The organism is Kocuria nitroreducens (assembly GCF_042879195.1).
GTDB lineage: Bacteria > Actinomycetota > Actinomycetes > Actinomycetales > Micrococcaceae > Kocuria > Kocuria nitroreducens.
The window spans coordinates 64,226-88,261 of record NZ_JBHZTC010000007.1; the positions used below are offsets into that span (position 1 = coordinate 64,226).

Consider the following 24,036-nt stretch of genomic DNA (forward strand, 5'->3'; position numbering starts at 1 on the left):
GCGGCCAGTCTAGGTGCGTTCTCTCCGGAGGTTGTTGACACGAGGTCCCGCCGCGGCGCGGGCTCGTTCGAGTGCTGTGGCGCCGGGCAACGCGCCCGGCCTGCGGATCAGTGCCCCGGGGTAGTGGTCGAGTTCGAGGTGGGCTTCGAGCCGGCCGGAGAGACGGTCGTGTCGAGCGACCTGCTGGTGGCCGTCGAAAATCACCAGGTCGTCGGCGTGCAGCCGGATCCGGACCTGCCCGCCGATCGACCGGACCGGCACCGGGTCCCGCCGGATCGCAGCGGACAGCTCGACCTTGCTCCCGGGGCATGCTGCCGCTCCCTCGGACAAGCAGCACACAGCGCATCGTCCTCCGACGATCGTGGTGGGTCCTGAACTTCCTGGAACCCATTCCGCGTTCGAGCCCGTGGGGCCGGCACTGCCCTCGTCACTTCCTCGGCCGCGTGGAGGATACGCGCTCAGCGCCTCGTCTCGTACCTGGTCAGAACCACCCCGCCGGGAAACGTCCGCGTCTCCACCAGGAACAGGTTCACCCAGCTGTCCGGCGCGGTGAAGAACGGCGTGCCGCCGCCCACCAGGACCGGATGGGTCACGATCGTGTATTCGTCGATCAGCCGGGCCCGCATGGCCGCCCCGGCGAGCGTTGCACCACCCACCCTCATCGGCTCGCCGTCCTCAGCCTTGAGCCGGGTGATCTCCGCGACCGCGTCGCCGGTGACCAGGCGGGTGTTCCAGTCGACCTCTACCATCGCCGAGGAGAACACCACCTTCGGCGTGTCCCGCCAGTTCCGCGCGAACTCGATCTCCGCCGGGGTGGCGTCGGGCTGCTGGTCGCCGGTCGGCCAGTAGGAACTCATGGTCTCCCACAGCTTGCGCCCGTACAGGAGAAGGCCGATCGCCCGCTCCTGATCGAGCCACCACTGAAACAGCTCGTCGCTCGGCGTGCTCCACCCGAGGTCGTCACCGGGCGCGGCGACGTAGCCATCCAGTGTCAGGTTCATGCCGTAGATCAGTTTCCGCATCGCGCCATGCCTTCCGTCAGCCGGTCTCGGAAGCTTAGACCGGTTCAGCGCACGAGACTGATCGGTGCTCGATCCGGCTCGCAGGTGGTCCTCGTACTCGGGGCACGGTGTCGCCCACGCGGACCGATCACCACCGGACGAACATCTCTCGGATGTCCTGGGGCATCGGTGACACCCGGTGGTGGCGGCCCGGTGCCGGGCCGGACGAGGGTCCCGGCCGGCCCCTCGGGGAATGCCGGGAGGTCCGGCACCAGCTCGGCGCCGGCGACCACGTCGATGCCCGGGGCCCCGTGGTGCGCCGCCGGGGAACGGCGCGCCCCTAGGATGGCACCCATGCACCGAGCGATCTGCCCCGGCTCCTTCGACCCCCTCCACAACGGCCACGTGGAGGTCGTCGCGCGCGCCGCGGCCCTCTTCGACGAGGTCGTCGTCGCGGTCTCCACCAACCCGCACAAGCGCTACCGGTTCGACGCGGACCGGCGGCTGGCCCTGGCGGAGGAGAGCCTCGCGGGTGTCGCCGGTGTCGTCGTCGAGCCCATGGGCGCAGGCCTGCTCGCGGAGTACGCGGCGCAGCGCGGGGCGGTGGCCCTCGTCAAGGGGCTGCGCTCGGGTGAGGACTACGAGTACGAGGTGCCGATGGCCACCATGAACCGCCACCTCACAGGGGTGGAGACGGTCTTCCTGCCCGGCGACCCCCGCTTCCTGCACCTGTCCTCCACGCTGGTGAAGGAGGTCCACGGTCTCGGCGGCGACGTCTCCGGGTTCGTGCCGGCGCCCGTGCTGCGGGCCCTGCAGGGCTGAGGGGTCCTCCCCGTTCCGGCGCGCCCGCACCCCGCCCGTTTGAGAACGCGCGGCGCGGCACGCTAACATGGTCTGTCGGTCAGAATTTCACCAGGAGTCAGTCATCACTCGCGAGAACAGTTCGCCCCTCACCGTCGGTGTCCGGGACCTCGAGCACCGCCCGGGGACGATGCGACGCCTGGAGGAAGTTGTGCCCGCGCCGAAGAACTTCGGCAACGCACTCATCGGCGCCCCGGAGGGCTCGGACATCGATCTGGACCTCCGGCTGGAATCCGTCCACGACGGGATCCTGGTGTCCGGCACGGCCGTCGTGGCCATCCACGGCGAGTGCAGCCGGTGCCTCGACCCGATCGACTACGATCTGGACGTCGACGTGCAGGAGCTCTACGTCTTCGACCCCGCCGCCGGCGGCGGGGAGGAGTCCGAGGACGACCAGATGTATGACGTTCAGGACGAGACCATCGACCTCGAACCCATGCTTCGGGACGCAGTGATCACGCAGCTGCCGTTCCAACCGGTGTGCCGGGAGGACTGCCAGGGGTTGTGCGCCCAGTGCGGCGCGCGCCTGGAGGACGACCCGGGCCACCACCACGAGGTGCTCGATCCTCGCTGGAGCGCCCTGTCGGGGCTGCTCGAGCAGGACACCTCGACCCAGACGACCGAACCGAGAGAAGAGAGATAGCCGTGGCTGTTCCGAAGCGGAAGATGTCCCGCGCCAACACCCGTGCGCGCCGTTCGCAGTGGAAGGCGACCGCGCCGAAGCTGGTCAAGACCGTCGAGAACGGCAAGGTCACCTACAGCCTGCCGCACCAGGCCAAGGTCGTGACCGACTCCGCAGGGACCGCGCTGTTCCTGGAGTACAAGGGCCGCAAGGTGGCCGACGCCTGACCACGGTGACCTCCACCGCGACCCCTCAGGACCTGCTGGAGCGTCTCGGCGTCGACATCGACGCCGGGACGCTTCGTCTTGCCCTGACCCACCGGTCCTACGCCTACGAGCACGAGGGGCAGGGCCACAACGAGCGGCTCGAGTTCCTGGGGGACTCCGTGCTGGGCCTCGCGGTCACCGACGAGATCTTCCACCGCTACCCCGACGACTCCGAGGGCAACCTCGCGAAGATCCGCTCGGCCGTGGTGAGCACCCGCACGCTCGCCGACCTCGCACGCTCCCTGGACGTGGGTCCCCACATCCGCCTGGGCAAGGGGGAGGTGCGCACCAACGGGCACGAGAAGGCCTCGATCCTCGCCGACACCATGGAAGCGCTGATCGGTGCCGTGTACGTGAGCACCGGGCTCGAAGCGGCCCGCACCTTCGTGCTGCGGCTCGTGGTGCCCCTCCTGGAGGACGGCTTCGTGATGAGCGAGGGCCGGGACTGGAAGACCGAGATCCAGGAGCTCGCGGCGGCCCGCGGCCTGGGCTCCGTCCGCTACGCCGTGGAGGGCACGGGCCCCGACCACGACCGCCGCTACGAGGCGCACCTGCTCGTGGGGGGGCAGGACCACGGCACGGGGACCGGCACCACCAAGAAGGAGGCCGAGCGCTCCGCCGCTGCCCAGGCCTACGCCACCCTGGTGGCCCGCCGCGGTGGCTGAGCGCGCGCCCCGGAGCGACCGTGCCTGAGCTGCCCGAGGTCGAGGTGGTCCGCCGCGGCGTGGAGCGCTGGGTGGTCGGCCGCCGGATCGAGTCCGTGCAGGTCCTGGACCCGCGCTCGGTGCGCCGCCACGAGGCCGGCCCCGTCTCCTTCGGGCACGAGCTCGACGGCGCGGTCGTGGCCGATGCCGTGCGCCGCGGCAAGTTCCTGTGGCTGCCGCTGACCGGCACGGACGGCGCCCCGCCGCAGGAGGCGCTCCTGGTGCACCTCGGGATGAGCGGGCAGCTCCTGGTCAAGGACACCGCCCTGCCCGACGAGAAGCACCTGAAGGTGCGGCTCGGCCTGTCCGAGCGCCCCGGCACCCCGGCGGAGCTGCGGTTCGTGGACCAGCGGATCTTCGGCGGCATGCTCCTCGACCGCCTCGTGCCCACCGGCGACGGCGCCCCGGGCGGCCGCTCGGCCACGGGCGCCCCGCTGGTGCCCGCCCGGGCCGCCCACATCGGCCGGGACCCGCTGGACCCCGCCTTCGACGCGGAGCGCTTCCACGACCGGCTGCGCCGGCGCCGGACCGGGCTCAAGCGCGCGCTGCTGGACCAGTCGCTGGTCTCCGGGATCGGCAACATCTACGCGGACGAGGCCCTGTGGCAGGCGCGCCTGCACTGGGCCCGGCCCACCGACACGCTCCGGCGGCCCGAGACGCTGCGCCTCCTCGCGGCGGTGCGCGAGGTCATGGACCGGGCCCTGGCGGCGGGCGGGACGAGCTTCGACTCCCTCTACGTCAACGTCAACGGCGAGTCCGGGTACTTCGCCCGCTCGCTCTCCGCCTACGGCCGGGCCGCACGGCCCTGCCCGCGCTGCGCGGAGGAGGGGCGGAGCGCACTGATCGTGCGGGAGCAGTTCATGAACCGCTCCTCCTACCGCTGCCCCGTCTGCCAGCGCACGCCCCGCAACGCCCGGTTCTGACCGGGCGCCGCGCGGGGCGTGCTCAGGAGCCCCCGGCGGCCGTGGACCCGGTGGCGGGCATCGGGGCGTCGTCGGCGCCCAGCGGGTGGGTCCGGTAGTACTCGGTCAGCCGTGCCATGCCCTCCTCGACCGTCACGGAAGGCGTCCAGTCGAGCACCTCCCGGGTGGTCTGCTGCTCGAACCAGTGGGCCGTGGACATCTGCTCGGCCAGGAAGGCCGTCATCGGCGGCTCGTCCGCCCCCGGACGGAGCGCCCACACCTTCTCGATGACCGTGCCCGCCAGGCGGGCCAGCGCGCCCGGGACCCTGCGCGCCGGCGGCTCGACCCCGGCGGCCCGGCAGAAGCCCGCCACCAGCTCGCCCACGGTGCGGGGCTGGCCGTTGGTGACCACCAGCGCCCGCCCGTGCGCCCACTCGATCCGCTCCAGCGCGCGCACGACCGCCTCGGCCGCGTTGTCGATGTAGGTGGTGTCGATCAGCGCCGCCCCGTGGTCGAGCAGCGGCAGCCGTCCCGTGGCCGCGCGGTCGACGATCCGCTCGACCAGCTGGGTGTCGCCGGGGCCCCACACGATGTGCGGGCGCACGGCCGTGACGCGCAGCCCGCGGCCGTCCGCCTCGAGCGCGAGCAGCTCGGCCGCGGCCTTGGACCGGGCGTAGTTGCCCCGCGCGTGCACGGGATCGGCCGTCCGGGCGGGCTCGCCCACGAGGGAGTGGCCCGTGTGGGCGACCGACGGCGAGGAGACGAACACCACGTTGTCCACGCCGGCCCGCCGCGCGGTCTCCAGGACCACGCGGGTGCCGGTGACGTTGGTCCGCAGGAACTCGTCCCAGTCCCCGGCGAAGGAGACCTTGGCGGCGAGGTGGACGACGTCGTCGACGCCCTCCATGGCCCGCGCGACGGCGTCCGGGTCCGTGACGGAGCCCAGGACCTCCTCGACGTTCGGCTGGTCGGCCAGCGGCGCGTGCCGGCGCTGGAGCAGCCGGACCGTCCAGTGGCGGGCCGCGAGCAGCCGGGCCACGTGCTCCCCGAGCATCCCGGAGGCGCCGGTGACGAGCACCGTACGCCCTTCACCGGTCAGCTCCTGCCGCCCGCGCTCCACCTCGTGGCTGCCGGTGCCGTCCGGCGGGGCGCCCTCCGCCACGGAGGCGTCGTAGGCGGGGACCTTGTCGTCGTGCGTGCCGTCCTGGCGGTGCTTGCCGTTCACGGGTTCCTGATCCTTCCTCCGGCCAGGGCGGAGTCCGCCCATCCGGCCAGCAGGGCTCGGTCGATCTTGGAGTTGTGCCGGATGTCGGTGGGGTGCTCGGGGACCACGAGCACGGCCGCGAGGTCCAGGCCCGTGGCCTCGAGCACGGCGGCGCGCACGGCCCCGCAGAGCAGCGGGTCGGCGGGGCCCGGGCGCGGGGCCGCGGGGACCGTCTCCACGACGGCCACGGGCACCTGCGTGCCCGCCGGGCCGACCCCGACGACGGCGGCGCGGCCGACCCCGGGCACGGTCTGCGCCGAGTGCTCCGCGGCGACGGGCGTCAGCACGCCGCCGGCGGAGACGACGACGTGGGCGAGACGGCCCTCGACCCACAGCCGCCCGGCGGCGTCGAAGTGGCCGACGTCCCCGGTGCGGTGCCAGCCGGGCACCTGGGTGCTGAGGTGCTCCGTGTGCCAGAGCCGGTCGTAGCGGTCCTTGACGTGCGGGGCGCGGGCGAGGATCTCGCCGGTGACCCCGGGCTCCGTCGTGATCTCGTCGCCGGCGGTGCCGTCCGGGCGCAGGGGGGTGACCCCGAGCTCGGCGCCGTGCACGGCGGTGCCCACGCACACGCCGTTGCCCGCACCGGCCACGGCGGCTCCCGCGCTGTCCCGGCCGGCCTGCCGGATGGTCCCGAGGGTCACGTCCGTGAGGGGCAGCCCCTCGGTCATCCCGTAGGGGGTGTGCAGCGAGGCCGCGGGCACGAGCTCCTGCAGCTGCTCCAGCAGAGGCTCCGGCAGGGGGGCCCCCGCCGAGAGCACCAGCTCCACCAGCTCGAGGGCCCGCCGCTGCCCCTCGTCCAGCTCGTGCCGGGTGGCGAGGACGTTGGTGATCGCCGCGGGGGAGAGGAACACGGCCGTGGCCTGGATGGCCGAGGCGGCGTCGGCCAGGGCTCGGGCGGTGAGGGTCTTCGGGGCGGTCACGTCCATGTCCGGGGTGACCGAGGTGGCCCCCATGGCGGGCCCGAGCAGCGCGAACGGCGCGAAGCCCGCCACGAGCCCCGTGCCGGCGGTCAGTCCGTACGTGCCGCGCACGGCGTCCCGCATGGCGGAGAGCTGGCGGTGGGTGTAGACGACGCCCTTGGCCGGGCCCGTGGACCCGGAGGTGAACAGCACCGCGGCGTCCGCGTCCGGGTCCGGCGCGGGCAGGTCCGGGCGCGGGGTGGACGCCAGCAGCCCGGGGACGTCGTGCGCGGCGCCGAGGGCCCGGCGGGACACGGGGTCGAGGGTCTCGAGGGAGATCCGGGTGCCCGGCCAGCCGAGGGCCCGGCCGGCGACGAGCGCCTTGCGGATGCCCACGAGCCAGGCCGGCCCGGCTCCGCGCAGCGCCCGGGTGAGCCCCTTGGGGCCGAGGCCGGAGTCCGCCACGACCACGACGGCGCCGATGCGCAGGCACGCGTAGAGCAGCGCGGTGAGGTCGGACCCCGGCGGCACCATGAGGCTCACACGGTCCCCGGGGCGCACGCCGATGCCGGTGAGCCCGGCGGCGAGGCGGTCCACCCGGTCGGCGAGCTCCGCCCAGCTCAGGCTCGTCCGCACCGGGGCCGCGCGTGCCGCCGCGCCGGCGTCGTCGGAGGTGCGGGCCATGTCCACGACGGCGAGGCCCAGGTCGGCCCGCCGCGCGTCGAGCTCCGCGGGGAAGGGGACGTGGTCGCCGCGGGACGTGGCGCGCCGCTGCAGGTGCAGCTCGCGGCGGTCGGGGCCGGGGCCGAAGCGGTCGGCGAGCCAGGCCATGACCGGCGCCGCGACGTCCCGGTCCTCGGGCAGCAGGTGCAGGGCGCCCTCGTAGCGGTGGACGTCGGCGTGGGGCATCCGGCGCACGAGATCCTGCAGGTAACGCTCCTGGAACACGGGGTCACCGATGCCCCACAGCAGCAGCGCGGGGACGTCGCGGGCGGCCACGCCGGCGGCGATCTGCTCGTAGCGGGCATGGGAGGGGTGGTCCGGGGCGACGGGGATGTCGGCCACGAAGTTGCGGATCGCCTCGCGCCGGGCGCGCGTGGCGTACGGCGCCCGGTAGGCCGCCCGCACGTCGCGGGGCAGGGACGGGTCCGCGAGGGCGAGAGCCACGTCGAGGAAGCTCGTGGTCCGCTCGGTGAGCAGTCCGTGCACGGCCGGGGTCAGCGCCAGCCGCAGGGAGGCGGGGATCTGCTCGGCGTCGTCGTGGTGGACGGCGGTGTTGGTGAGGACAGTGGCCCGATGGACGTCCTGGTGCTCCAGGGCCCAGCCGGAGGACACGAGCCCGCCCCAGTCGTGGGCGAGGGTCACCACGGGGCCGGAGCCCGCGTCGAGGCCGAGCTCGGCCGTGAGGTCGCCCAGGTCGCGGACCCGGTCGTCGAGGCGGCGGAAAAGCCCGGTCCGCTCGGAGAAACCCATGTCGAGCTGGTCCACGGCCACGACCCGCCAGGGGTTGGCGGGGTCCGTCCCGGCGGCCAGCACGTCGCGCCACAGATAGGACCAGGTGGGGTTGCCGTGCACGGCGAGGACCGTGCCGCGCGGCGTGAGGCCTGCGACCTCCAGGGAGGCCGCGTTGTCGAGGACGTGCCAGCGGCGCCGCCGGCCGGCAACGGGCTCCACGGGGGCCGTCGAGGCCACCGTGACCGTGCGGGACCACATCGGGTCCACCCCGGGCAGGGGCACCTCCGTCATGGGCAGCCGCGCCGCGTCCGGCCCTCCGGGCTGCGGGGTCGTGGACGGTCGTCTGCGTGCCATGGTCGTGGGGCTCCTCGAAGGTGCGTCTCGGGCGGGGTCGTCTCGGGCGGGCGCGGCGTCAGCGTCGGCGGTTCACCAGTCGATCTCCATGTAGGTCGCGTTGAGCCCGGAGCCCACGCCGAGCAGCAGCACCCGCTCGTCCGTCCGGAGCCGCTCGGCCTCCAGGGCGAGGGTCATCGGCAGCGCGGCGGCCGCGACGTTGCCCCAGAACGGGAAGGTCAGCGGGAACTTCTCCGGGGCGATCCCGACGTCCTGGAACAGCTTGTTGGTGTGGGACATGGAGACCTGGTGGCCGATGTAGCGGTCCATGTCCGCCCAGTCCCAGCCGTCCTCGTGCGCGTCGTGCCACGCGTCCGCGAGCAGCCCCACGCCGTGCTTGAGCAGCCCCGTGGCGTCGGTGTACATGCCGTCGAAGCCGCCGATGCACAGCCCGTGGTGCTCGGTCGCGGAACGGGTCACGGACCCCGCGATGCGGTGGCCCTCGGGGTGCCGGTCGGACGGGCCGACCACGGCGGCGGCCGCGCCGCAGCCGAGGGTCAGGGTGGCGAATTCGCGCACCACGTCCGCCCGGGTCACGTCCGGGCCCTGCAGCCGCTCGTACGTCTCGCGGTGCCAGGGCGTCGGGTCCTCGCCGGCGACGACGACCGCGTAGTCGATCGCGCCCGAGTCGATCATCGTGGAGGCGATCGTGAGCCCGTTGACGAAGCCCAGGCACGCGTTGGTGACGTCGAAGTTGAGGGCGGAGGGGGCCAGGCCGAGCCGGTGGTGCACGGACACCGAGACCGCGGGCTCGTAGCCGTCACGGGTCACCGAGGCGTTGATCAGCAGCCCCACCTGGTCCGGGCGCACGCCCGCCCGGCAGAGGGCCGCCTCGCCCGCCTCCACGGCACCGTCGGTGAAGTGGCGACCGGGGGCCCAGACGCGCCGCTCGTTGACGCCGGCGAGCCGCTCGAGCAGGCCCTTGGGCATCTTGAGCCGGGCGAACGTGTCCGACAGGACCTCGTCGGCGTGGGACGAGGGCACGGCCTCGTCGGCCTCGACCTTGGTGATGGCCAGGAGGGCGGCGTTGCGGTGACGGATCGAGGAATTACCGGTCAAGGTCTCTGGCTTTCGTTAGGGTCTCGCCGACGCCCCGGCCCGCCCACGGAGGGCGAGGTCGCCGGGAGGGGAGGTCGTGCTGGTCGCGGCCAGTCTACCGGCCGGTTCCGCGGCGGCGGCCCGGGCCGGGACGTTTCTCTGTAGGCTGATCATCTTCTCCGCCCGTCCTTCGTGCGGGCGGTTCGCCGCTCCCCGCCGGGAGCGCCGCCCGACCGGCGGCCGCGGCGCCGTCCGGGCGCGCGAGTACAGTGGGGGCGACCCCCGCCCGACACGCCCACACCAGGAGACCGGACCCCCGTGCACCTGAAGACCCTGACCGTGCGGGGGTTCAAGTCCTTCGCCTCGGCCACCACCTTCGAGTTCGAGCCCGGGGTCACCGCCGTCGTCGGGCCCAACGGGTCGGGCAAGTCCAACGTGGTGGACGCCCTGGCGTGGGTGATGGGGGAGCAGGGGGCGAAGTCGCTGCGCGGCGGGAAGATGGAGGACGTCATCTTCGCCGGCACCGCCGGCCGGGCCCCGCTCGGGCGGGCCCACGTGTCGCTGACCATCGACAACGCCGACGGCGCGCTGCCCATCGAGTACTCCGAGGTCACGATCTCGCGCACGCTTTTCCGCTCCGGGGGCTCCGAGTACGCGGTCAACGGCCGGCCGTGCCGGCTGCTCGACATCCAGGAGCTGCTCTCCGACTCCGGGCTCGGCCGGGAGATGCACGTCATCGTGGGCCAGGGACAGCTCGACCGCGTCCTGCAGGCCACCCCGGAGGAGCGCCGTGGCTTCGTCGAGGAGGCCTCGGGGATCCTCAAGCACCGCCGCCGCAAGGAGCGGACGCTGCGCAAGCTCGAGGCGATGCAGGCCAACCTCGACCGGCTCGAGGACCTCACCGCCGAGATCCGCCGCCAGCTCACCCCGCTGGGCCGGCAGGCCAGGACGGCCCGGCGGGCCCAGCGGATCCAGCACGACGTCCGTGACGCCCGCGCCCGGCTGCTGGCCGACGACCTCGTGCAGGCCCGCGCGAGCCTCGCCGTCGACGAGGACGTCGAGCGCCGGCTGCGCGCCGAGCGCGCCGAGGCCGAGCAGGCCCTCGACGCCGGCCGGGCCCGCCAGGCCGACGTCGAGGCCCGCGCCGCCCAGGCGACCCCCGCCGTCAACGCCGCGCGGGACACGTGGTACCAGCTCACGGCCGTGCAGGAGCGCTACCGGTCGCTCGCCTCGCTCGCCGCCGAACGGCGCCGGCTGCTCGGCTCCGCGGCCGAGCCCGCGGAGCCGGCACGGGACCCGGACCGGCTCGAGGCCCAGGCGGCCCGCACCCGCGAGGAGCAGCACCAGCTCCTCGAGCAGGTCGAGGACGCCGTCGACGCCCTCGCCGAGGCCATCCAGGAGCGCGAGGACGCGGAGGCCGCGGCCCGGGACCAGGACGGCGTGGTCACCGGCCTGCTCCGGGCGGCCGCCGACCGCCGGGAGGGCGCGGCCCGGCTCACCGGCGCGGTCGTGGCGGCCCGATCGCGGGTGGAGGCCGCCGAGAACGAGCTCTCCCGCCTGCACACCACCCACGCGGACGCCGGGCGGCGCCGGGTGCAGGCCGGCGCCGAGGCCGACAGGCTGGCGCTCGCGGCCCAGGACGCAGCCGGCGCCGCCGAACGGGCCCGCACGCGGCACGAGCGGGACGCCGAGGCCGCCGCCGGGGCCCGCACCGCCGCGCGGGAGGCCGAGTCCGCGGCCCAGGAGCTGCTGCGCGCCCACGACGCCCAGCGCGCCCGCGCCGAGACCCTGCGCGCCGCCCTGCGCCAGCCCGACGGCTCCGCGGCGGTCCTGGAGCGGCACGCCGGCGCCGTGCTCGGCGCCGTCGTCGACCTCCTCGACGTCGAGCCCGGGTGGGAGCGGGCGGTGACGGCCGCCATGGGCCCCTTCGCCGAGGCCCTCGCCGTGCGCTCCCACGGCGCGGCCGTCTCCGTCCTGGAGTCCCTGCGCGCCGACGGGGTGGGCCGCGTGCACCTGCTGGTGGCCGCGGCCGCCCCGGAACGGTCCCGCACGCCCGCGGCGGTCTCCGACCGGCCCGGAGTCCGGCCCGCCGCCGCCGTGCTGCGGGGCGCCACCGACGAGGGCACCGGCCCGGGCGACGACGACGCCCGGCGCGGCGCGGCCGCCGTCCGTGCCCTGCTCGCCGGGACCGTGCTCACGGAGGACGCCGCCACGGCGGCCCGGATCGTGGCGGCCCGGCCCGATCTGACGGCCGTCACCCGGGGCGGCGACGTGTTCACGGGCACCAGCGCCTGGGGCGGGGCCGCGGAGGCGGCCGGCACGCTGGAGACCCGCGCCGCGGCCGAGGCTGCCGAGACCGAGCGGGCCGAGCTCGCCACGGCCCTCGACCGGGCGCGCGCCGCGTCCCGCGCGGCGGCCGCAACCCGGGACGCCGCCCGCCGGGCCGCCGAGGAGACCGCGGCGGTCCTGCGCGCCGCGGAGCGTGCGGCGGACCGGGCCGCGTCCGAGCTCTCCCGGGTCCGGGCGGTGCTCGACTCCGCCGAGGCGGAGACCCGGCGCTTCGACGAGCAGGTCGCGGCCGCACGGCAGCACCTGGCCCACGAGCAGGAGCGGCTTCGCGAGGCCGCCGAGCGGCTCGAGGCCGCGGAGGAGCACGGCGTGGAGGACGCCGAGACCGTCCAGCTCGAGGCCGCCGCCCGCCGCGACGAGCTGCACCGGGCCGCCACGACGGCCCGCACCGCGGAGACCGAGGCCCGGCTCGCCCTGCGCTCGCTGGAGGAGCAGGCCCGCGCCCTCGGCAACCGGGCCGCGTCCCAGGAACGGGCTGCTGCCGCCGAGCGCCGGGCGCGGGAGGAGGCGGAGCGCCGGGCGCGGCGCCGTCGGATCCAGGCCCGCAACGCCGAGGCGGTGCTTGCCGGCGCCGAGCAGCTGCTCGGGCTCGTGGGGGCGTCCGGGGCGGTCGCCGCCGCGGAGCGGGACCGGGCCGAGGCGGTCCGCGCCGGGCTGGACGCGGAGCTGACGGACCTTCGCGCCGCGAACGACCGGCTGGCCGCACGGCTCGCGGAGCTCACCGACTCCGTGCACCGGGACGAGCTGGCCCGCACCCAGCAGCGCGCCCGGATCCAGTCCCTGGAGGAGCGTTCCCTCGAGGAGCTCGGACTCACCCCGGACTCGCTCGTGGAGCACTACGGGCCGCACCTGTCGATCCCCGGCCCCGGCTCCGGGGCGCCGCAGGACGCCGAGCGCACGGACACCGCACCGCCGGCGGCCGACGACGGCCAGGACGCCCTGTTCGGCGCGGTGTCCGGCGCCCCGGCCGAGGCCGCGGCGGGCGCCCCCTACGTGCGCGCCGAGCAGGAGGCACGGCTGCGCCGGGCCGAGAAGGAGCTCGCCTCCCTGGGGCGGGTGAACCCGCTGGCGCTGGAGGAGTTCGCGGCCCTCGAGGAGCGCCACCGTTTCCTGGCCGAGCAGCTCGAGGACCTCAAGCGCTCCCGGCAGGACCTGCGCAGCATCATCCGCGACGTCGACGAGCACGTGGAGCGGGTCTTCGCGGAGGCCTACGCCGACACCGCCCGGCAGTTCGAGGGCGTCTTCGCCACACTGTTCCCGGGCGGGGAGGGCCGACTGCGCCTCACCGACCCCACGGACATGCTCACCACCGGGATCGACGTCGAGGCGCGCCCGGCCGGCAAGAAGATCAAGCGGCTGTCCCTGCTCTCCGGCGGGGAGCGGTCGCTGACGGCGATCGCGCTGCTCGTGGCGATCTTCAAGGCCCGTCCCTCGCCCTTCTACGTCATGGACGAGGTCGAGGCGGCCCTCGACGACCGCAACCTCGGGCGGCTGCTGAGCATCTTCCGCCAGCTCCAGGAGACCTCGCAGCTGATCATCATCACCCACCAGAAGCGGACCATGGAGATCGCCGACGCCCTCTACGGGGTGGCGATGCGCGGGGACGGCGTGACCACCGTCATCGGGCAGCGCCTCGCCGAGCTGCGCTGAGCCCGGCGGGGCGCGGATCCACCGGACAGACCCGTGCTCCGGCCCGCGGCGGCGCTCCGGACTCCTGGGTGCTACTGCCCGGCGCCGCCCACGGGCGGCGTGCCGGACCGCTCCATCGTGTCCCTGACCGGCAGCCAGGCCCCGGCGGCCAGCAGCATGATCGCCCCGGAGACCCCGAAGGCCCAGCCGAAGCCCGCGGCGTCGGCGAGCGCACCGGCCACCACGGGACCGAGGATCTGCCCGGCGTCGGCGCTCATCTGGAACCGGGCGAGCACCGGCCCACCGGCCCGGTCCGGTCCGATGACGTCGGCCACGGTCGCCTGCTGGCCCGGGTTCAGAGTCCCGGAGCCCATGCCGGCCACGAGCGAGAGGACCACGAACCACGGGACGTCCTGGACGAAGCCCAGCCCCATGGTCGCGACGCCGTTGAGCACCAGACCGCTGAGCACGAGGGGCTTGCGCCCGAACCGGTCCGTGAGCCGGCCCATGACGGGCAGGGTCATCGCGTTGCCCGCGGCGTACACCGCCAGAGCCAGTCCGGCCACGGCCGGACCGGCCCCGAGCACGGCGACCGCGAACAGCGGCACGAGGGCCACCCGGATCCCGTGGGCGGTCCACCCGTGGGCGAAGCTGGAGACCAGGGCGGAGCGGTAGGCCCCCACCCGGCGCGCCTCGGCCACGGTCATCACCGGCTGGTTCCGGCGGTCCTTGCCCGCGCCGAGCACCTCGTCCTTGAGCCGGAAGTGCACCACCGCCACGGCCACCAGCAGCGACACCGCGTAGATCAGGAACGGCGCCTGCATGCCGAAGCCGGCGAGCAGGCCGCCGACCACGGGGCCGAGCACCCCGCCCACCAGGAACGCGGAGGAGTAGTAGCCCGAGACCCGCCCGCGCATCCGCGGCGGGGCCAGCCGCACGATCAGCCCCATCGCCGAGATCGTGAACATCACCGAGCCGATCCCGCCGAGTCCCCGGAACAGCAGCAGCTGCCAGTAGGTCTGGGCGAACGCGGTCGCCGCCGAGGACAGGGCGACGATGAGCACGCCGGTCACATAGGTCGGGCGCTCGCCGATCCGGTTCAGGATCCGCCCGCCCGCCGGGGCGAACAGGAGGCGGGCCACGGCGAAGACGCTGATCACGGCCGAGGCGGCGGCCACACCGACCCCGAAGGTCGTGGCGAACTGGGGGAGCACCGGGGCCACGATGCCGTAGCCGATCGCGATGACGAAGGCGGCGGCGATGAGCACCGTGATCTGCTGGGGAACGCGCTCGCGCTCGGGCGCGGCGGCGGACTGAACGGGCACCCGTCGAGTCTAGGACGCCGGGCGGCAGCCCGGTCCCGCGGCCACCGGGCCGGGATCCGGGCGGTGTGAGAAGCTGGGCGACGTGGATTCGATACCCGTTCTCGCTTACGTGCTCATCGCCGTCGTGGTCCTCGGTCTGCTCGGGCTGGTCCTGCTGCGGGGGCCCAAGGCGCCCCGCGGCGGCTACCCCTCCACGCGGGACCCGGACGACCTCGAGGGCGGTCCCGTCGCGGCCCCCGGGGACCTGGAGCCCGGCACCGCCCCGGCCCCGCCCGCTGACGCCCGGCCGGCCCTCGACCGCCCGGAGTCGGCCGCGTCCCGGATGGCGCGGCTGCGCGGGCGGCTGTCCAAGTCCAACAACGTCTTCGGCAAGGGCCTGCTGGCCCTGCTCTCGCGCGACCGCATCGACCAGGACGTGTGGGACGAGATCGAGGAGACGCTGCTGCTCGCCGATCTCGGCACGGACTCGTCCATGGACCTCGTCGAGGCCCTCCAGCGCCGGGTCAAGGTCGAGGGCACCAACGACCCCGCCCACGTGAAGGCCATGCTCCGGGAGGAGCTCGTCGCGCTGGTCGACCCGTCGATGGACCGGTCCCTGGCCGTGGGGCGCAAGGGGCCGATCCCCGCCGTCGTCCTCGTGGTGGGCGTCAACGGGGTCGGCAAGACCACCACCGTGGGCAAGCTCGCCCGCGTGCTCGTCGCCGAGGAGAAGGACGTGGTGCTCGGCGCCGCGGACACCTTCCGCGCCGCGGCCGCCGACCAGCTCTCCACCTGGGGCGCCCGCGTGGGCGTGCCCACCGTGCGCTCGCAGGTCGAGGGCGCCGACCCCGCCTCGGTGGCCTACGACGCCGTGACCGCCGGCATCGAGCACGAGGTGGACGTCGTGATGATCGACACCGCCGGCCGGCTCCAGAACAAGGCGGGCCTGATGGACCAGCTCGGGAAGATCAAGCGGGTCGTGGAGAAGGCGGCCACGGTCGACGAGGTGCTGCTCGTCATCGACGCCACCACCGGGCAGAACGGCCTGACCCAGGCGCGGGTCTTCGCCGAGGTCGTCGACGTCACCGGCATCGTCCTCACCAAGCTGGACGGCACCGCCAAGGGCGGCATCGTGGTCGCCATCCAGAAGAGCCTCGGGGTGCCGGTCAAGCTCATCGGCCTCGGCGAGGGACCGGACGACCTCGCGCCCTTCGAGCCCGAGAGCTTCGTGGACGCCCTGCTCGACTGATCCGTCCCCCCATCGCCCCACACGCCCGCCGCAGTTCACACACGTGTAACCCGTGCGGCGGGCGTGAAACATCCCGGCAACCTCGTGCGGCCGCGGGCGAAACATCTCTCTCGGACACTCGATAGGGAAACGGTGAGCACCGGACGACCCCACGGGGAACGGGCCAGTGGCACCGGTGACCTGACAACCTGAGAGAGAGGTGCACATCGTGGAAATCACCGCTGGACACGTGTGGACGATCGTCGCGGCCGCCATGGTCTTCTTCATGACCCCCGGCCTGGCCCTGTTCTACGGAGGGATGACCCGCGCCAAGGGCGTCCTGAACATGATGATGATGAGCTTCATCTCCATCGCGTTCGTCTCCGTGGTGTGGGTCCTGTGGGGCTACTCCATGAGCGGCGGGGACCCGCTGCTCGGCGGGCTCACGGGCAGCCCCGTGCCGTCCTTCGCCCTGGCCGACATCATGGGCACCGAGGACCTCCTCGGCGCCGCCTACGGCGGGACCTTCGCCATCATCACCGTCGCCCTGATCTCCGGGGCGATCGCCGACCGCGCCCGTTTCGGCGCCTGGGCCGTGTTCGTGCCCCTCTGGGCCACGCTCGTCTACGCCCCCCTGGCCTACATGGTCTGGGGCGGCGGGCTGCTCACCGAGGACGGCGCCGTGGGCTCCGCGATCGGCGAGGCCATCGACTTCGCCGGCGGCCTCGTGGTGCACATCAACGCCGGAGTGGCCGCGCTGATCCTCATCCTGATCGTGGGCGCCCGCCAGGGCTTCGGCAAGGACCCGAGCCAGCGCCCCCACAACCTGCCGCTCGTGATGCTCGGCGCCGCGATCCTGTGGTTCGGCTGGTTCGGCTTCAACGCCGGCGCCGCGGGCACCGCCGAGCAGGCCGGGCTCATCTGGATCAACACCCTCGTGGCCCCCTCCGCGGCCATGCTGGGCTGGCTGCTCACCGAGCGCATCCGCGACAAGCACGCCACGTCCCTGGGCGCCGCCTCCGGCGCCGTGGCCGGGCTCGTGGCCATCACCCCGGCCTGCGCCAACGTCTCCCCGGTCTGGGCGATCGTGATCGGCTTCGTGGCCGGCATCTGCTCCGCGCTCGCCGTGGGCCTCAAGTACCGGATGCGCATGGACGACTCCCTGGACGTCATCGGCGTGCACCTGGTCTCCGGCGTCGTCGGCACCGTGGCCCTGGGCTTCGTGGCGCTGCCCTCCGAGGGCACCGCGGGCCTGTTCTACGGCGGAGGCTTCGGCCTGCTGCTCACGCAGGTGGTCGCGGTGCTCGTCTCGGTCCTGTACTGCGCCGTGCTCACCTTCGTCATCGCCATCGTGATCGACAAGACCATCGGCTTCCGGATCCCGGAGCGGGACGAGATCGACGGCATCGACATCACCCAGCACGCCGAGTCCGGCTACGCACTGGCCGGCGACGCCACGGGCTCCTTCAGCCCGGGCCGGCACGCCGCGGGAGAGGGCGCCACGTCCTTCGAGCCCGGCCGCTCCGAGCCGGTGCACCACTGAGCCGTGCGGCGACCTCCGACGCATCCCTCCCTCACGAAAGGCATCCCTCCCATGAAACTCGTCACCGCGATCGTGCGCCCCGAGAAGTTCAAGGACATCAAGTCCGCCCTCGAGTCCTACGGCGTCCAGGGCATGACGGTCCAGAATGTGCACGGCTACGGGCAGCAGCGCGGGCACACCGAGGTCTACCGCGGCGCGGAGTACACGGTGGACCTGCTCGAGAAGGTCCGGGTCGAGATCCTCGTGGACAACCACCAGGCCACGGACATCGTGGACGTCATCGTCTCCTCCGCGAACACCGGCCGCGCCGGTGACGGCAAGGTGTGGGTCACCGACGTGCACCAGGCCGTGCGCGTGCGCACGGGAGAGCGCGACGAGACGGCGCTCTGAGCCCACCGGTCCCGGCGGCCGGTCCCCTCCCGGTGGAGGGGACCGGCCGCCGTCGTCCCCGTGCGGCGGCGGGGGCGGGCCCCGCACCGCCCGGAGTTGCTAACCTTGGACACTGACCCGCCACACCGGGCCGGGCCGTGGCCCGCGGCGCAGACCGCGGCGCACCGGCCGCCTCCCTCGACGAAAGCAGCTTTCGACCCGTGTTCAATTCACTGTCCGACCGGTTGACCGCCACCTTCAAGAACCTCAAGGGCAAGGGACGCCTGACCGAGGCGGACGTCGACGCCACCGTGCGGGAGATCCGCCGCGCGCTGCTCGACGCCGACGTCGCCGTGCCGGTCGTGCGGGAGTTCACCGCCGCCGTCAAGGAGCGCGCCCTCGGGCTCGAGGTCTCCGAGGCGCTGAACCCCGGCCAGCAGGTCGTGAAGATCGTCAACGAGGAGCTGCAGAACATCCTCGGCGGCCAGACCCGCCGGATCCGGATGGCCAAGACCGGCCCCACGATCATCATGCTCGCGGGCCTCCAGGGCGCCGGCAAGACCACCCTGGCCGGCAAGCTCGGCAAGTGGCTCAAGGGCCAGGGGCACCGCCCCCTGCTCGTGGCCTCCGACCTCCAGCGGCCCAACGCGGTCACCCAGCTCAAGGTCGTGGGCGAGCGTGCCGGGGTGCCGGTCTTCGCCCCGCACCCGGGCACCACCTCGGAGTCCGACGACCCCACGGGCGACCCCGTTCAGGTCGCCCGGGACGGCGTGGCCCAGGCCCGCGCGCGGCTGCACGACGTGGTCATCGTGGACACCGCCGGCCGTCTCGGCATCGACGAGGCCCTCATGGGGCAGGCCCGCGACATCCGCGACGCGGTCCAGCCCGACGAGGTCCTCTTCGTCATCGACGCGATGATCGGCCAGGACGCCGTGAACACGGCCCAGGCCTTCAACGAGGGCGTCGACTTCACGGGCGTGGTCCTGTCCAAGCTCGACGGCGACGCCCGCGGCGGCGCCGCGCTGTCCGTGGCCTCCGTGACGGGCAAGCCCATCATGTTCGCCTCCACCGGGGAGAACGTCGACGACTTCGAGCAGTTCCACCCGGACCGCATGGCGTCCCGCATCCTCGACATGGGCGACGTCCTCACGCTGATCGAGCAGGCCGAGAAGCAGTGGGACCGCGACGAGGCCGAGAAGATGGCCCGGAAGTTCACCGACCAGGAGGACTTCACCTTCGAGGACTTCCTCGCCCAGATGCAGCAGCTGCGCAAGATGGGGTCGATGAAGAAGATGCTCATGATGATGCCGGGAGCCGCCGGCATGCGCGAGCAGCTCGAGAACTTCGACGAGCGCGAGATCGACCGCGTCGAGGCCATCGTCCGCTCCATGACCCCGCACGAGCGGGTGGCGCCCAAGATCATCAACGGCTCCCGCCGCGCCCGCATCGCCAAGGGCTCGGGCGTCACCGTCTCCGAGGTGAACCAGCTCATGGAGCGCTTCGCCCAGGCGCAGAAGATGATGAAGCGTCTCGCCCAGGGCAAGGGCGTGCCCGGCATGCCCGCCGGCATCCCCGGCATGCCCGGCGCGGGCGGGGGCCCCAAAAAGGGCAAGGGCAAGGGCTCCGCGAAGAAGGGCGGGTCCCGCTCCGGCAACCCCGCCAAGCGGGCGCAGGAGAACGCGGCCCTCGAGCAGCAGCGGAAGCAGAAGGCGCCGGCCGGGTCGGCGTTCGGCGCCGCCCCGGGCCAGCCGGACCCCGCCGACCTGAACCTGCCCAAGGGCTTCGAGAAGTTCCTGGGACAGTGATCGCCTCGTGAGCTCCTACCTGTCCGAGACCGAGCTGAAGCGGTTCGTCGACTCGCTGCCCACCCGCCGCCTCGCCGCGGAGGCCCTCATCCGCGACCCCGACGGCCGCGTGCTGCTCGTGGAGCCCAACTACAAGTCCGACTGGACGGTGCCCGGAGGCACCGTCGAGGCGGGGGAGGACCCCCGCACCGGGTGCTTCCGCGAGGTCGTCGAGGAGGTCGGCCTGCACCTGCCCGAGGGCCGGCTCCTCGTCGTCCACCACGGCGTGGCCATGGGCCTGTGGGGGGACTCGGTCTCCTTCGTCTACGACGGCGGCGTCATCGGTGCCGACACGCCCATCACGATCCAGGAGGCGGAGCTGCTCAGCCACCGCTGGACGGCTTCCGAGGAGCTGGACCGGTACCTGCGTCCCGCGCTGGCCCGCCGCCTGCGGGCGGGCCTGGCCGCCCTCGAGGACGGCAGCACGGCCGAGCTCGTCGACGGGCCCCGCTGAGCGGATCGGCGCGACCGGGAACCCTCCCCGCACCCTCGGGGCGGCCGCGGCGACGGCGTAGCATGGACGCCATGACCTCACTCCCCGCCGACGACATCGCATCCCCCACCTCCGCGTGGGACCTGGTCCCCGCCACGGTGCTGTGCGCGACGGAGGCCACCGCGTCCGACGGCACCGGGCTGCGCCCCACCTGCGAGGGGATGCGCGAGGTCGTCGCCCACCACCGCCTGATCAGCGCCTACGCCGAGGGCCCCGCCGCCACGCAGCTGATGTTCCTCGCCGACGCCGAGGGCCGGCTCGCGCAGGCCGCCGAGGACGGCTCCGTGCAGCCCGGGTGCACCCTCGACGAGCTCTCCGCGACCCTCGTGCAGATGACCGGCCAGCAGCTCCAGCCCGAGCACCCCGGGCTGCGCCGGGTGCTGCTCGTGCGCCTGGACGCCCCCGAGCTGCCCGTGCTGGCCGCCCTGTCGGGCACCGGGTTCACCGCCGTGTCCCGGCACGGCTGGTCCGTGGTGGCCTTCGACGCCGAGGTCGACTTCTGGGCCGTGCGCACCGGTCTCGCCGAGACCGCCGTGGCGCTGTCCTCGGACGGGGCCACCCGTTCCTTCGAGGTCCTGCTCGCCGGGGAGGACCCCGCGGCCGTCACCGATCTGGAGGCGGCCGACGCCGTGTGCGCCCTCGAGTGGGGCCCCGACTGGCTCCCCGCGGGCGGCCTGTCCGGCGAGGCCGAGGAGACGCCGGCCGCCCGGTTCGAGCGCGACCTCGTCCGGCTGTGCTCGGGCAGCACCTCGGACCTGCAGATCGAGTCCGTGGCCTCCGTCTTCGACCTCGACCCGGCCGAGACCAACCGGCTCCGCAACTACGTGCTGGGGGAGTCCACCGACCTGGTCCTGGAGTCCGTCCTGCAGCTCCTGGGCCTGCCCGTGCTCGCCGCCAAGGTCGTCGAGGGCCACCGGGAACTCACGGGGACGGAGGACGCCGAGCACTACGAGCCCACGGGCGTGGGCCCCGCCCTCCTGCGGGGGATGACCATCGCGCCCACCGGTGACGGGCTGTTCGCCCGGTACCAGCGGGCCCTCGTCCGCCGGCCGGAGCTGCTCCTGGCCGTCGCGGGCACCGAGACCGCCCTCGGGGTGGGGCTCGCCGGGGCGGCCCGGCGCGGCGGGGCCGGGGCGCGCGTGCTAGGCACCCTCTCCGCGGCGCTGCTCGCGGACGCCGCCGCGGAGAGCGCCTACTACGCGGCCCTGCGCGGCGCGCGCCGCCGGCGGAGCGAGGAGCGGGCGCCGGCCGCCGGGCCCACCGCCCAGCTCCCGGAGACGTCCCCCGTCCCGGGCTCGCGAGCGCGGCTGCGCCGCTTCTTCGGCCTGCACCGCGGCTGAGCGCCCCGCAGGATCCCCCGCGGGGCGGAGGTCCCGCGCCGTCGCCGCGGGCTACCGTGGGGGCGTGCACACCCGACCGACCACTGACCCGGACACCGTCCCGCACGCCGGGCCGGACACCGACCCGCACATGGGAGCGGACACCGACCCGCACGTGGGAGCGGACACCGACCCGCACGTGGGAGCGGACACCGACCCGCACGTGGGAGCGGACACCGACCCGCACGTGGGAGCGGACACCGACCCGCACGTGGGAGCGGACACCGACCCGCACGTGGGAGCGGACACCGACCCGCACGTGGGAGCGGGCGCGGCGCCGCGGGCTCCGCTGGCGGCGCGCGTCTCCGCCTGGCTGAACGACCCCGAGGACCCGTTCTGGTCCCGGCCCGCGCCCACGGCGGCCCAGCGGCGCAACGACGTGCTGGCCGCCCTGGGCTTCCTGCTGGTCGCGCTCCTGGCCTCCGTGCTGGTACACAGCTACGCGGGGCTGGCGGAGGGGGACGAGCCCTGGCGCTTCTACCTCAGCACCGTGCTCATCGTGGTGCCACTGGCCCTGCGCCGGCGCTTCCCGCTGCCGGTCGTGGTCGCGTCCTCCGCGCTGTTCCTGGGCCTGACCTACGCGAGCCCCACGGCCGCCATGACGCTGCCCTTCCAGGGCGCCTATTTCGCGGCCCTCTACGCCGCCGTCGCCTGGTCGCGCGACCGCCAGGCCCTGTGGGTGGCGATGTCGGTGGTCGTGGGGACGATGGGCCTGTGGCTGCTCGGCGCCTTCACCATCACCAACGCCTACGCGGAATTCCTCACCGGTCTGGGCGAGGTCGACGGGCCGCTGCCCCAGCTGCCCTCCTACGCGGTATTCACCCTGCTCGTGAACGCCGTGTACTTCGGCGGGGCGGTCCTGACCGGGCGCGCGTCCTGGCGGGCCGCGCTCCAGCAGCACCGCCTCGCGGCCCAGGCGCAGCGGATCCGTGAGCAGTCCGCGGAGATCGCCCGCCGCGCCGTCGTCGACGAGCGGCTGCGCATCGCCCGGGAGCTGCACGACGTCGTCGCCCACCACGTGTCCGTGATCGGGATCCAGGCCGGGGCCGCGCGCAAGGTCCTGGACCGTGACCCCGCCGCCGCCGCCACCGCGCTGCGGACCATCGAGGCGTCCAGCCGGACCGCGGTGGGGGAGATGCGCCAGCTCCTCGGCGTGCTGCGCGCCGAGGGCGAGGAAGGCGCCCAGGGGCCCAGCGGGGGCACCGCCGCCGCGCGCCGGCCGGACCCCGGCCTCGCCGACATCGCCGCCCTCGCCCGCCGGCACGCCGACAACGGGCTGGCGGTGGACGTCCGCACGGTCGAGGACGTCCCGGGTGACCTGGACAGGATCCCCCCGGCGCTCGGCCTGTCCGCCTTCCGGTGCGCCCAGGAGTCCCTGTCCAACGTCATCCGCCACTCCACGGCCACCACGGCGTCCGTCACCCTGCGCACCGGCCGCGGCCCGGAGGGGCCGTGGTTCGAGCTCGAGGTGCTCGACGACGGCTCGCCCCGCCGCGGCACCGCCGGCACCGGGTTCGGCCTCCGGGGACTGCGCGAGCGCGTCCGCCTGCACGGCGGGGAGGCGGAGATCGGGCCGCGCTCGGGCCGGCCGGGCTGGCGGGTCCGCGCCCGGTGCCCCCTGCCCCCCGGAGGCACCGGGGAAGACGCCCCGGACGGGGTTCTGCGAGGATCGGAGGCATGATCCGCGTCCTGCTCGCCGACGACCACGCCCTGGTGCGCTCCGGCTTCGCCATGGTCCTGTCCGTGGAGGACGACATCGAAGTCGTCGCCCAGGCATCCGACGGCGCGGAGGCCGTCGCCGCCGCCCGCGACGGCGTGGTGGACGTGGCCCTGCTCGACGTGCAGATGCCCGTCATGGACGGCATCGAGGCCACCCGCCGGATCGTGGGGACCGGGTGCGCGAAGGTCGTGATCGTCACCACGTTCGACCGCGAGGACTACCTCTTCGACGCGCTCGCGGCCGGGGCCAGCGGATTCCTGCTGAAGAACGCCGACCCGGACGACCTCGTGGAGGCCGTGCGCGCCGTGGCCGGCGGCCACGCGCTGCTCGCCCCCGAGGCCACGCTGCGCGTCATCAGGGCCCTGACCGCGGACGGCCCGCCCCCAGTCCCCGAGGCCGCCCCCGCGGCCGCCGATCCCGCGCCGGTCCATCCGGCGCCGGCCGATCCCGCGCGGCGCCGGATCCTCGACTCCCTCACCGAGCGGGAGCACGAGGTGCTGCTGCTGGTCTCGGACGGGCTGTCCAACGCGGAGATCGCCCAGCGGCTGTTCCTCGGGCCCGCCACCGTCAAGACCCACGTGTCGAACATCCTTGCGAAGACGGGCTCCCGGGACCGGGTGCAGGCCGTCGTCTTCGCCCACCGGGCGGGCCTGGTCGGCTGAGCCGGCTCCGCCCCGGGGCGGAGGCCGCCGGCCTGAGCCCGGGGCGCTCGGCGCCCGCACTCCGCCCGGGTGGGGATTCCCCGGGGCCCCCGCGTCCATAGGCTGGGAAGC

20 protein-coding genes are annotated in these 24,036 nt (G+C 74.4%); 14 read left to right on the forward strand and 6 right to left on the reverse strand.

Features of this window, described 5'->3' with window-relative positions; genetic code table 11:
• Positions 1–9 precede the first annotated feature (9 nt).
• Both ACFYE1_RS06340 and ACFYE1_RS06345 read right to left on the reverse strand, forming a co-directional pair.
• Positions 10–339: a Mu transposase domain-containing protein gene (locus ACFYE1_RS06340; protein WP_387741085.1), complete on the reverse strand. Its 330-nt coding sequence runs from the start codon at positions 337–339 to the stop codon at positions 10–12.
• A gap of 119 nt (positions 340–458) precedes the next feature.
• Complete coding sequence (locus ACFYE1_RS06345) at positions 459–1,022, reverse strand: dihydrofolate reductase family protein (protein WP_387741087.1); 564 nt, start codon at positions 1,020–1,022, stop codon at positions 459–461.
• 333 nt (positions 1,023–1,355) lie between these two features.
• Here ACFYE1_RS06345 and coaD point away from each other — a divergent pair, with 333 nt between their 5' ends.
• The 5 genes from coaD (at position 1,356) to mutM (ending at position 4,377) form a co-directional block, all read left to right on the forward strand.
• A complete protein-coding gene (coaD, locus tag ACFYE1_RS06350; RefSeq protein ID WP_387741088.1) occupies positions 1,356–1,823 on the forward strand; it encodes a pantetheine-phosphate adenylyltransferase in 468 nt (155 codons plus the stop codon).
• A gap of 169 nt (positions 1,824–1,992) precedes the next feature.
• Positions 1,993–2,505 carry a YceD family protein gene (locus ACFYE1_RS06355; protein WP_387741090.1) on the forward strand — a complete coding sequence of 171 codons (513 nt, stop codon included), beginning with the start codon at positions 1,993–1,995 and terminating at the stop codon, positions 2,503–2,505.
• A gap of 2 nt (positions 2,506–2,507) precedes the next feature.
• Positions 2,508–2,711 (forward strand): 50S ribosomal protein L32, encoded by a 204-nt coding sequence (gene rpmF / locus ACFYE1_RS06360; protein ID WP_031282896.1) that lies wholly within the window; start codon positions 2,508–2,510, stop codon positions 2,709–2,711.
• 5 nt (positions 2,712–2,716) lie between these two features.
• Positions 2,717–3,415, forward strand: coding sequence for a ribonuclease III (gene rnc / locus ACFYE1_RS06365; RefSeq protein WP_387741092.1), 699 nt, complete (start codon positions 2,717–2,719; stop codon positions 3,413–3,415).
• A gap of 20 nt (positions 3,416–3,435) precedes the next feature.
• Positions 3,436–4,377, forward strand: coding sequence for a bifunctional DNA-formamidopyrimidine glycosylase/DNA-(apurinic or apyrimidinic site) lyase (mutM, locus tag ACFYE1_RS06370; protein ID WP_387741094.1), 942 nt, complete (start codon positions 3,436–3,438; stop codon positions 4,375–4,377).
• Positions 4,378–4,399: 22 nt separating this feature from the next.
• Here mutM and ACFYE1_RS06375 read toward each other — a convergent pair whose 3' ends face one another.
• The 3 genes from ACFYE1_RS06375 to ACFYE1_RS06385 all read right to left on the reverse strand — a co-directional run bounded on the left by ACFYE1_RS06375 (position 4,400) and on the right by ACFYE1_RS06385 (position 9,426).
• Positions 4,400–5,581: an NAD-dependent epimerase/dehydratase family protein gene (locus ACFYE1_RS06375; protein ID WP_387741096.1), complete on the reverse strand. Its 1,182-nt coding sequence runs from the start codon at positions 5,579–5,581 to the stop codon at positions 4,400–4,402.
• Positions 5,578–8,265, reverse strand: coding sequence for an alpha/beta fold hydrolase (locus ACFYE1_RS06380; protein WP_387741251.1), 2,688 nt, complete (start codon positions 8,263–8,265; stop codon positions 5,578–5,580). Before ACFYE1_RS06380 ends, ACFYE1_RS06375 begins: the two co-directional genes overlap by 4 nt.
• 135 nt (positions 8,266–8,400) lie before the next feature.
• The gene (locus ACFYE1_RS06385; RefSeq protein ID WP_387741098.1) at positions 8,401–9,426 is read right to left on the reverse strand and encodes a 3-oxoacyl-ACP synthase III; all 1,026 of its coding nucleotides are present in this window, start codon (positions 9,424–9,426) and stop codon (positions 8,401–8,403) included.
• Between the two features lie 297 nt (positions 9,427–9,723).
• Here ACFYE1_RS06385 and smc point away from each other — a divergent pair, with 297 nt between their 5' ends.
• Complete coding sequence (smc, locus tag ACFYE1_RS06390; protein ID WP_387741100.1) at positions 9,724–13,404, forward strand: chromosome segregation protein SMC; 3,681 nt, start codon at positions 9,724–9,726, stop codon at positions 13,402–13,404.
• A gap of 71 nt (positions 13,405–13,475) precedes the next feature.
• Here the strand turns inward: smc and ACFYE1_RS06395 are convergent, their stop codons facing one another.
• Entirely contained in the window at positions 13,476–14,708 is a 1,233-nt protein-coding gene (locus tag ACFYE1_RS06395; RefSeq protein WP_387741102.1) for an MFS transporter, read from the reverse strand.
• Positions 14,709–14,790: 82 nt separating this feature from the next.
• Here ACFYE1_RS06395 and ftsY point away from each other — a divergent pair, with 82 nt between their 5' ends.
• The 8 genes from ftsY to ACFYE1_RS06435 all read left to right on the forward strand — a co-directional run bounded on the left by ftsY (position 14,791) and on the right by ACFYE1_RS06435 (position 23,925).
• Positions 14,791–15,936: a signal recognition particle-docking protein FtsY gene (gene ftsY, locus ACFYE1_RS06400; protein ID WP_387741104.1), complete on the forward strand. Its 1,146-nt coding sequence runs from the start codon at positions 14,791–14,793 to the stop codon at positions 15,934–15,936.
• 208 nt (positions 15,937–16,144) lie between these two features.
• A complete protein-coding gene (locus tag ACFYE1_RS06405; protein ID WP_387741106.1) occupies positions 16,145–17,458 on the forward strand; it encodes an ammonium transporter in 1,314 nt (437 codons plus the stop codon).
• A 51-nt stretch (positions 17,459–17,509) separates the two neighbouring features.
• Positions 17,510–17,848: a P-II family nitrogen regulator gene (locus tag ACFYE1_RS06410; RefSeq protein ID WP_017833766.1), complete on the forward strand. Its 339-nt coding sequence runs from the start codon at positions 17,510–17,512 to the stop codon at positions 17,846–17,848.
• Between the two features lie 200 nt (positions 17,849–18,048).
• Complete coding sequence (gene ffh / locus ACFYE1_RS06415; protein ID WP_387741108.1) at positions 18,049–19,632, forward strand: signal recognition particle protein; 1,584 nt, start codon at positions 18,049–18,051, stop codon at positions 19,630–19,632.
• A 7-nt stretch (positions 19,633–19,639) separates the two neighbouring features.
• Positions 19,640–20,125, forward strand: coding sequence for an NUDIX domain-containing protein (locus ACFYE1_RS06420; protein WP_387741110.1), 486 nt, complete (start codon positions 19,640–19,642; stop codon positions 20,123–20,125).
• 71 nt (positions 20,126–20,196) lie between these two features.
• The gene (locus ACFYE1_RS06425) at positions 20,197–21,504 is read left to right on the forward strand and encodes a hypothetical protein (protein ID WP_387741112.1); all 1,308 of its coding nucleotides are present in this window, start codon (positions 20,197–20,199) and stop codon (positions 21,502–21,504) included.
• 64 nt (positions 21,505–21,568) lie between these two features.
• Entirely contained in the window at positions 21,569–23,224 is a 1,656-nt protein-coding gene (locus ACFYE1_RS06430; RefSeq protein WP_387741113.1) for a sensor histidine kinase, read from the forward strand.
• Positions 23,221–23,925, forward strand: a complete 705-nt coding sequence (locus tag ACFYE1_RS06435; protein ID WP_387741115.1) for a response regulator — start codon at positions 23,221–23,223, stop codon at positions 23,923–23,925. Before ACFYE1_RS06430 ends, ACFYE1_RS06435 begins: the two co-directional genes overlap by 4 nt.
• Positions 23,926–24,036: the final 111 nt, after the last annotated feature.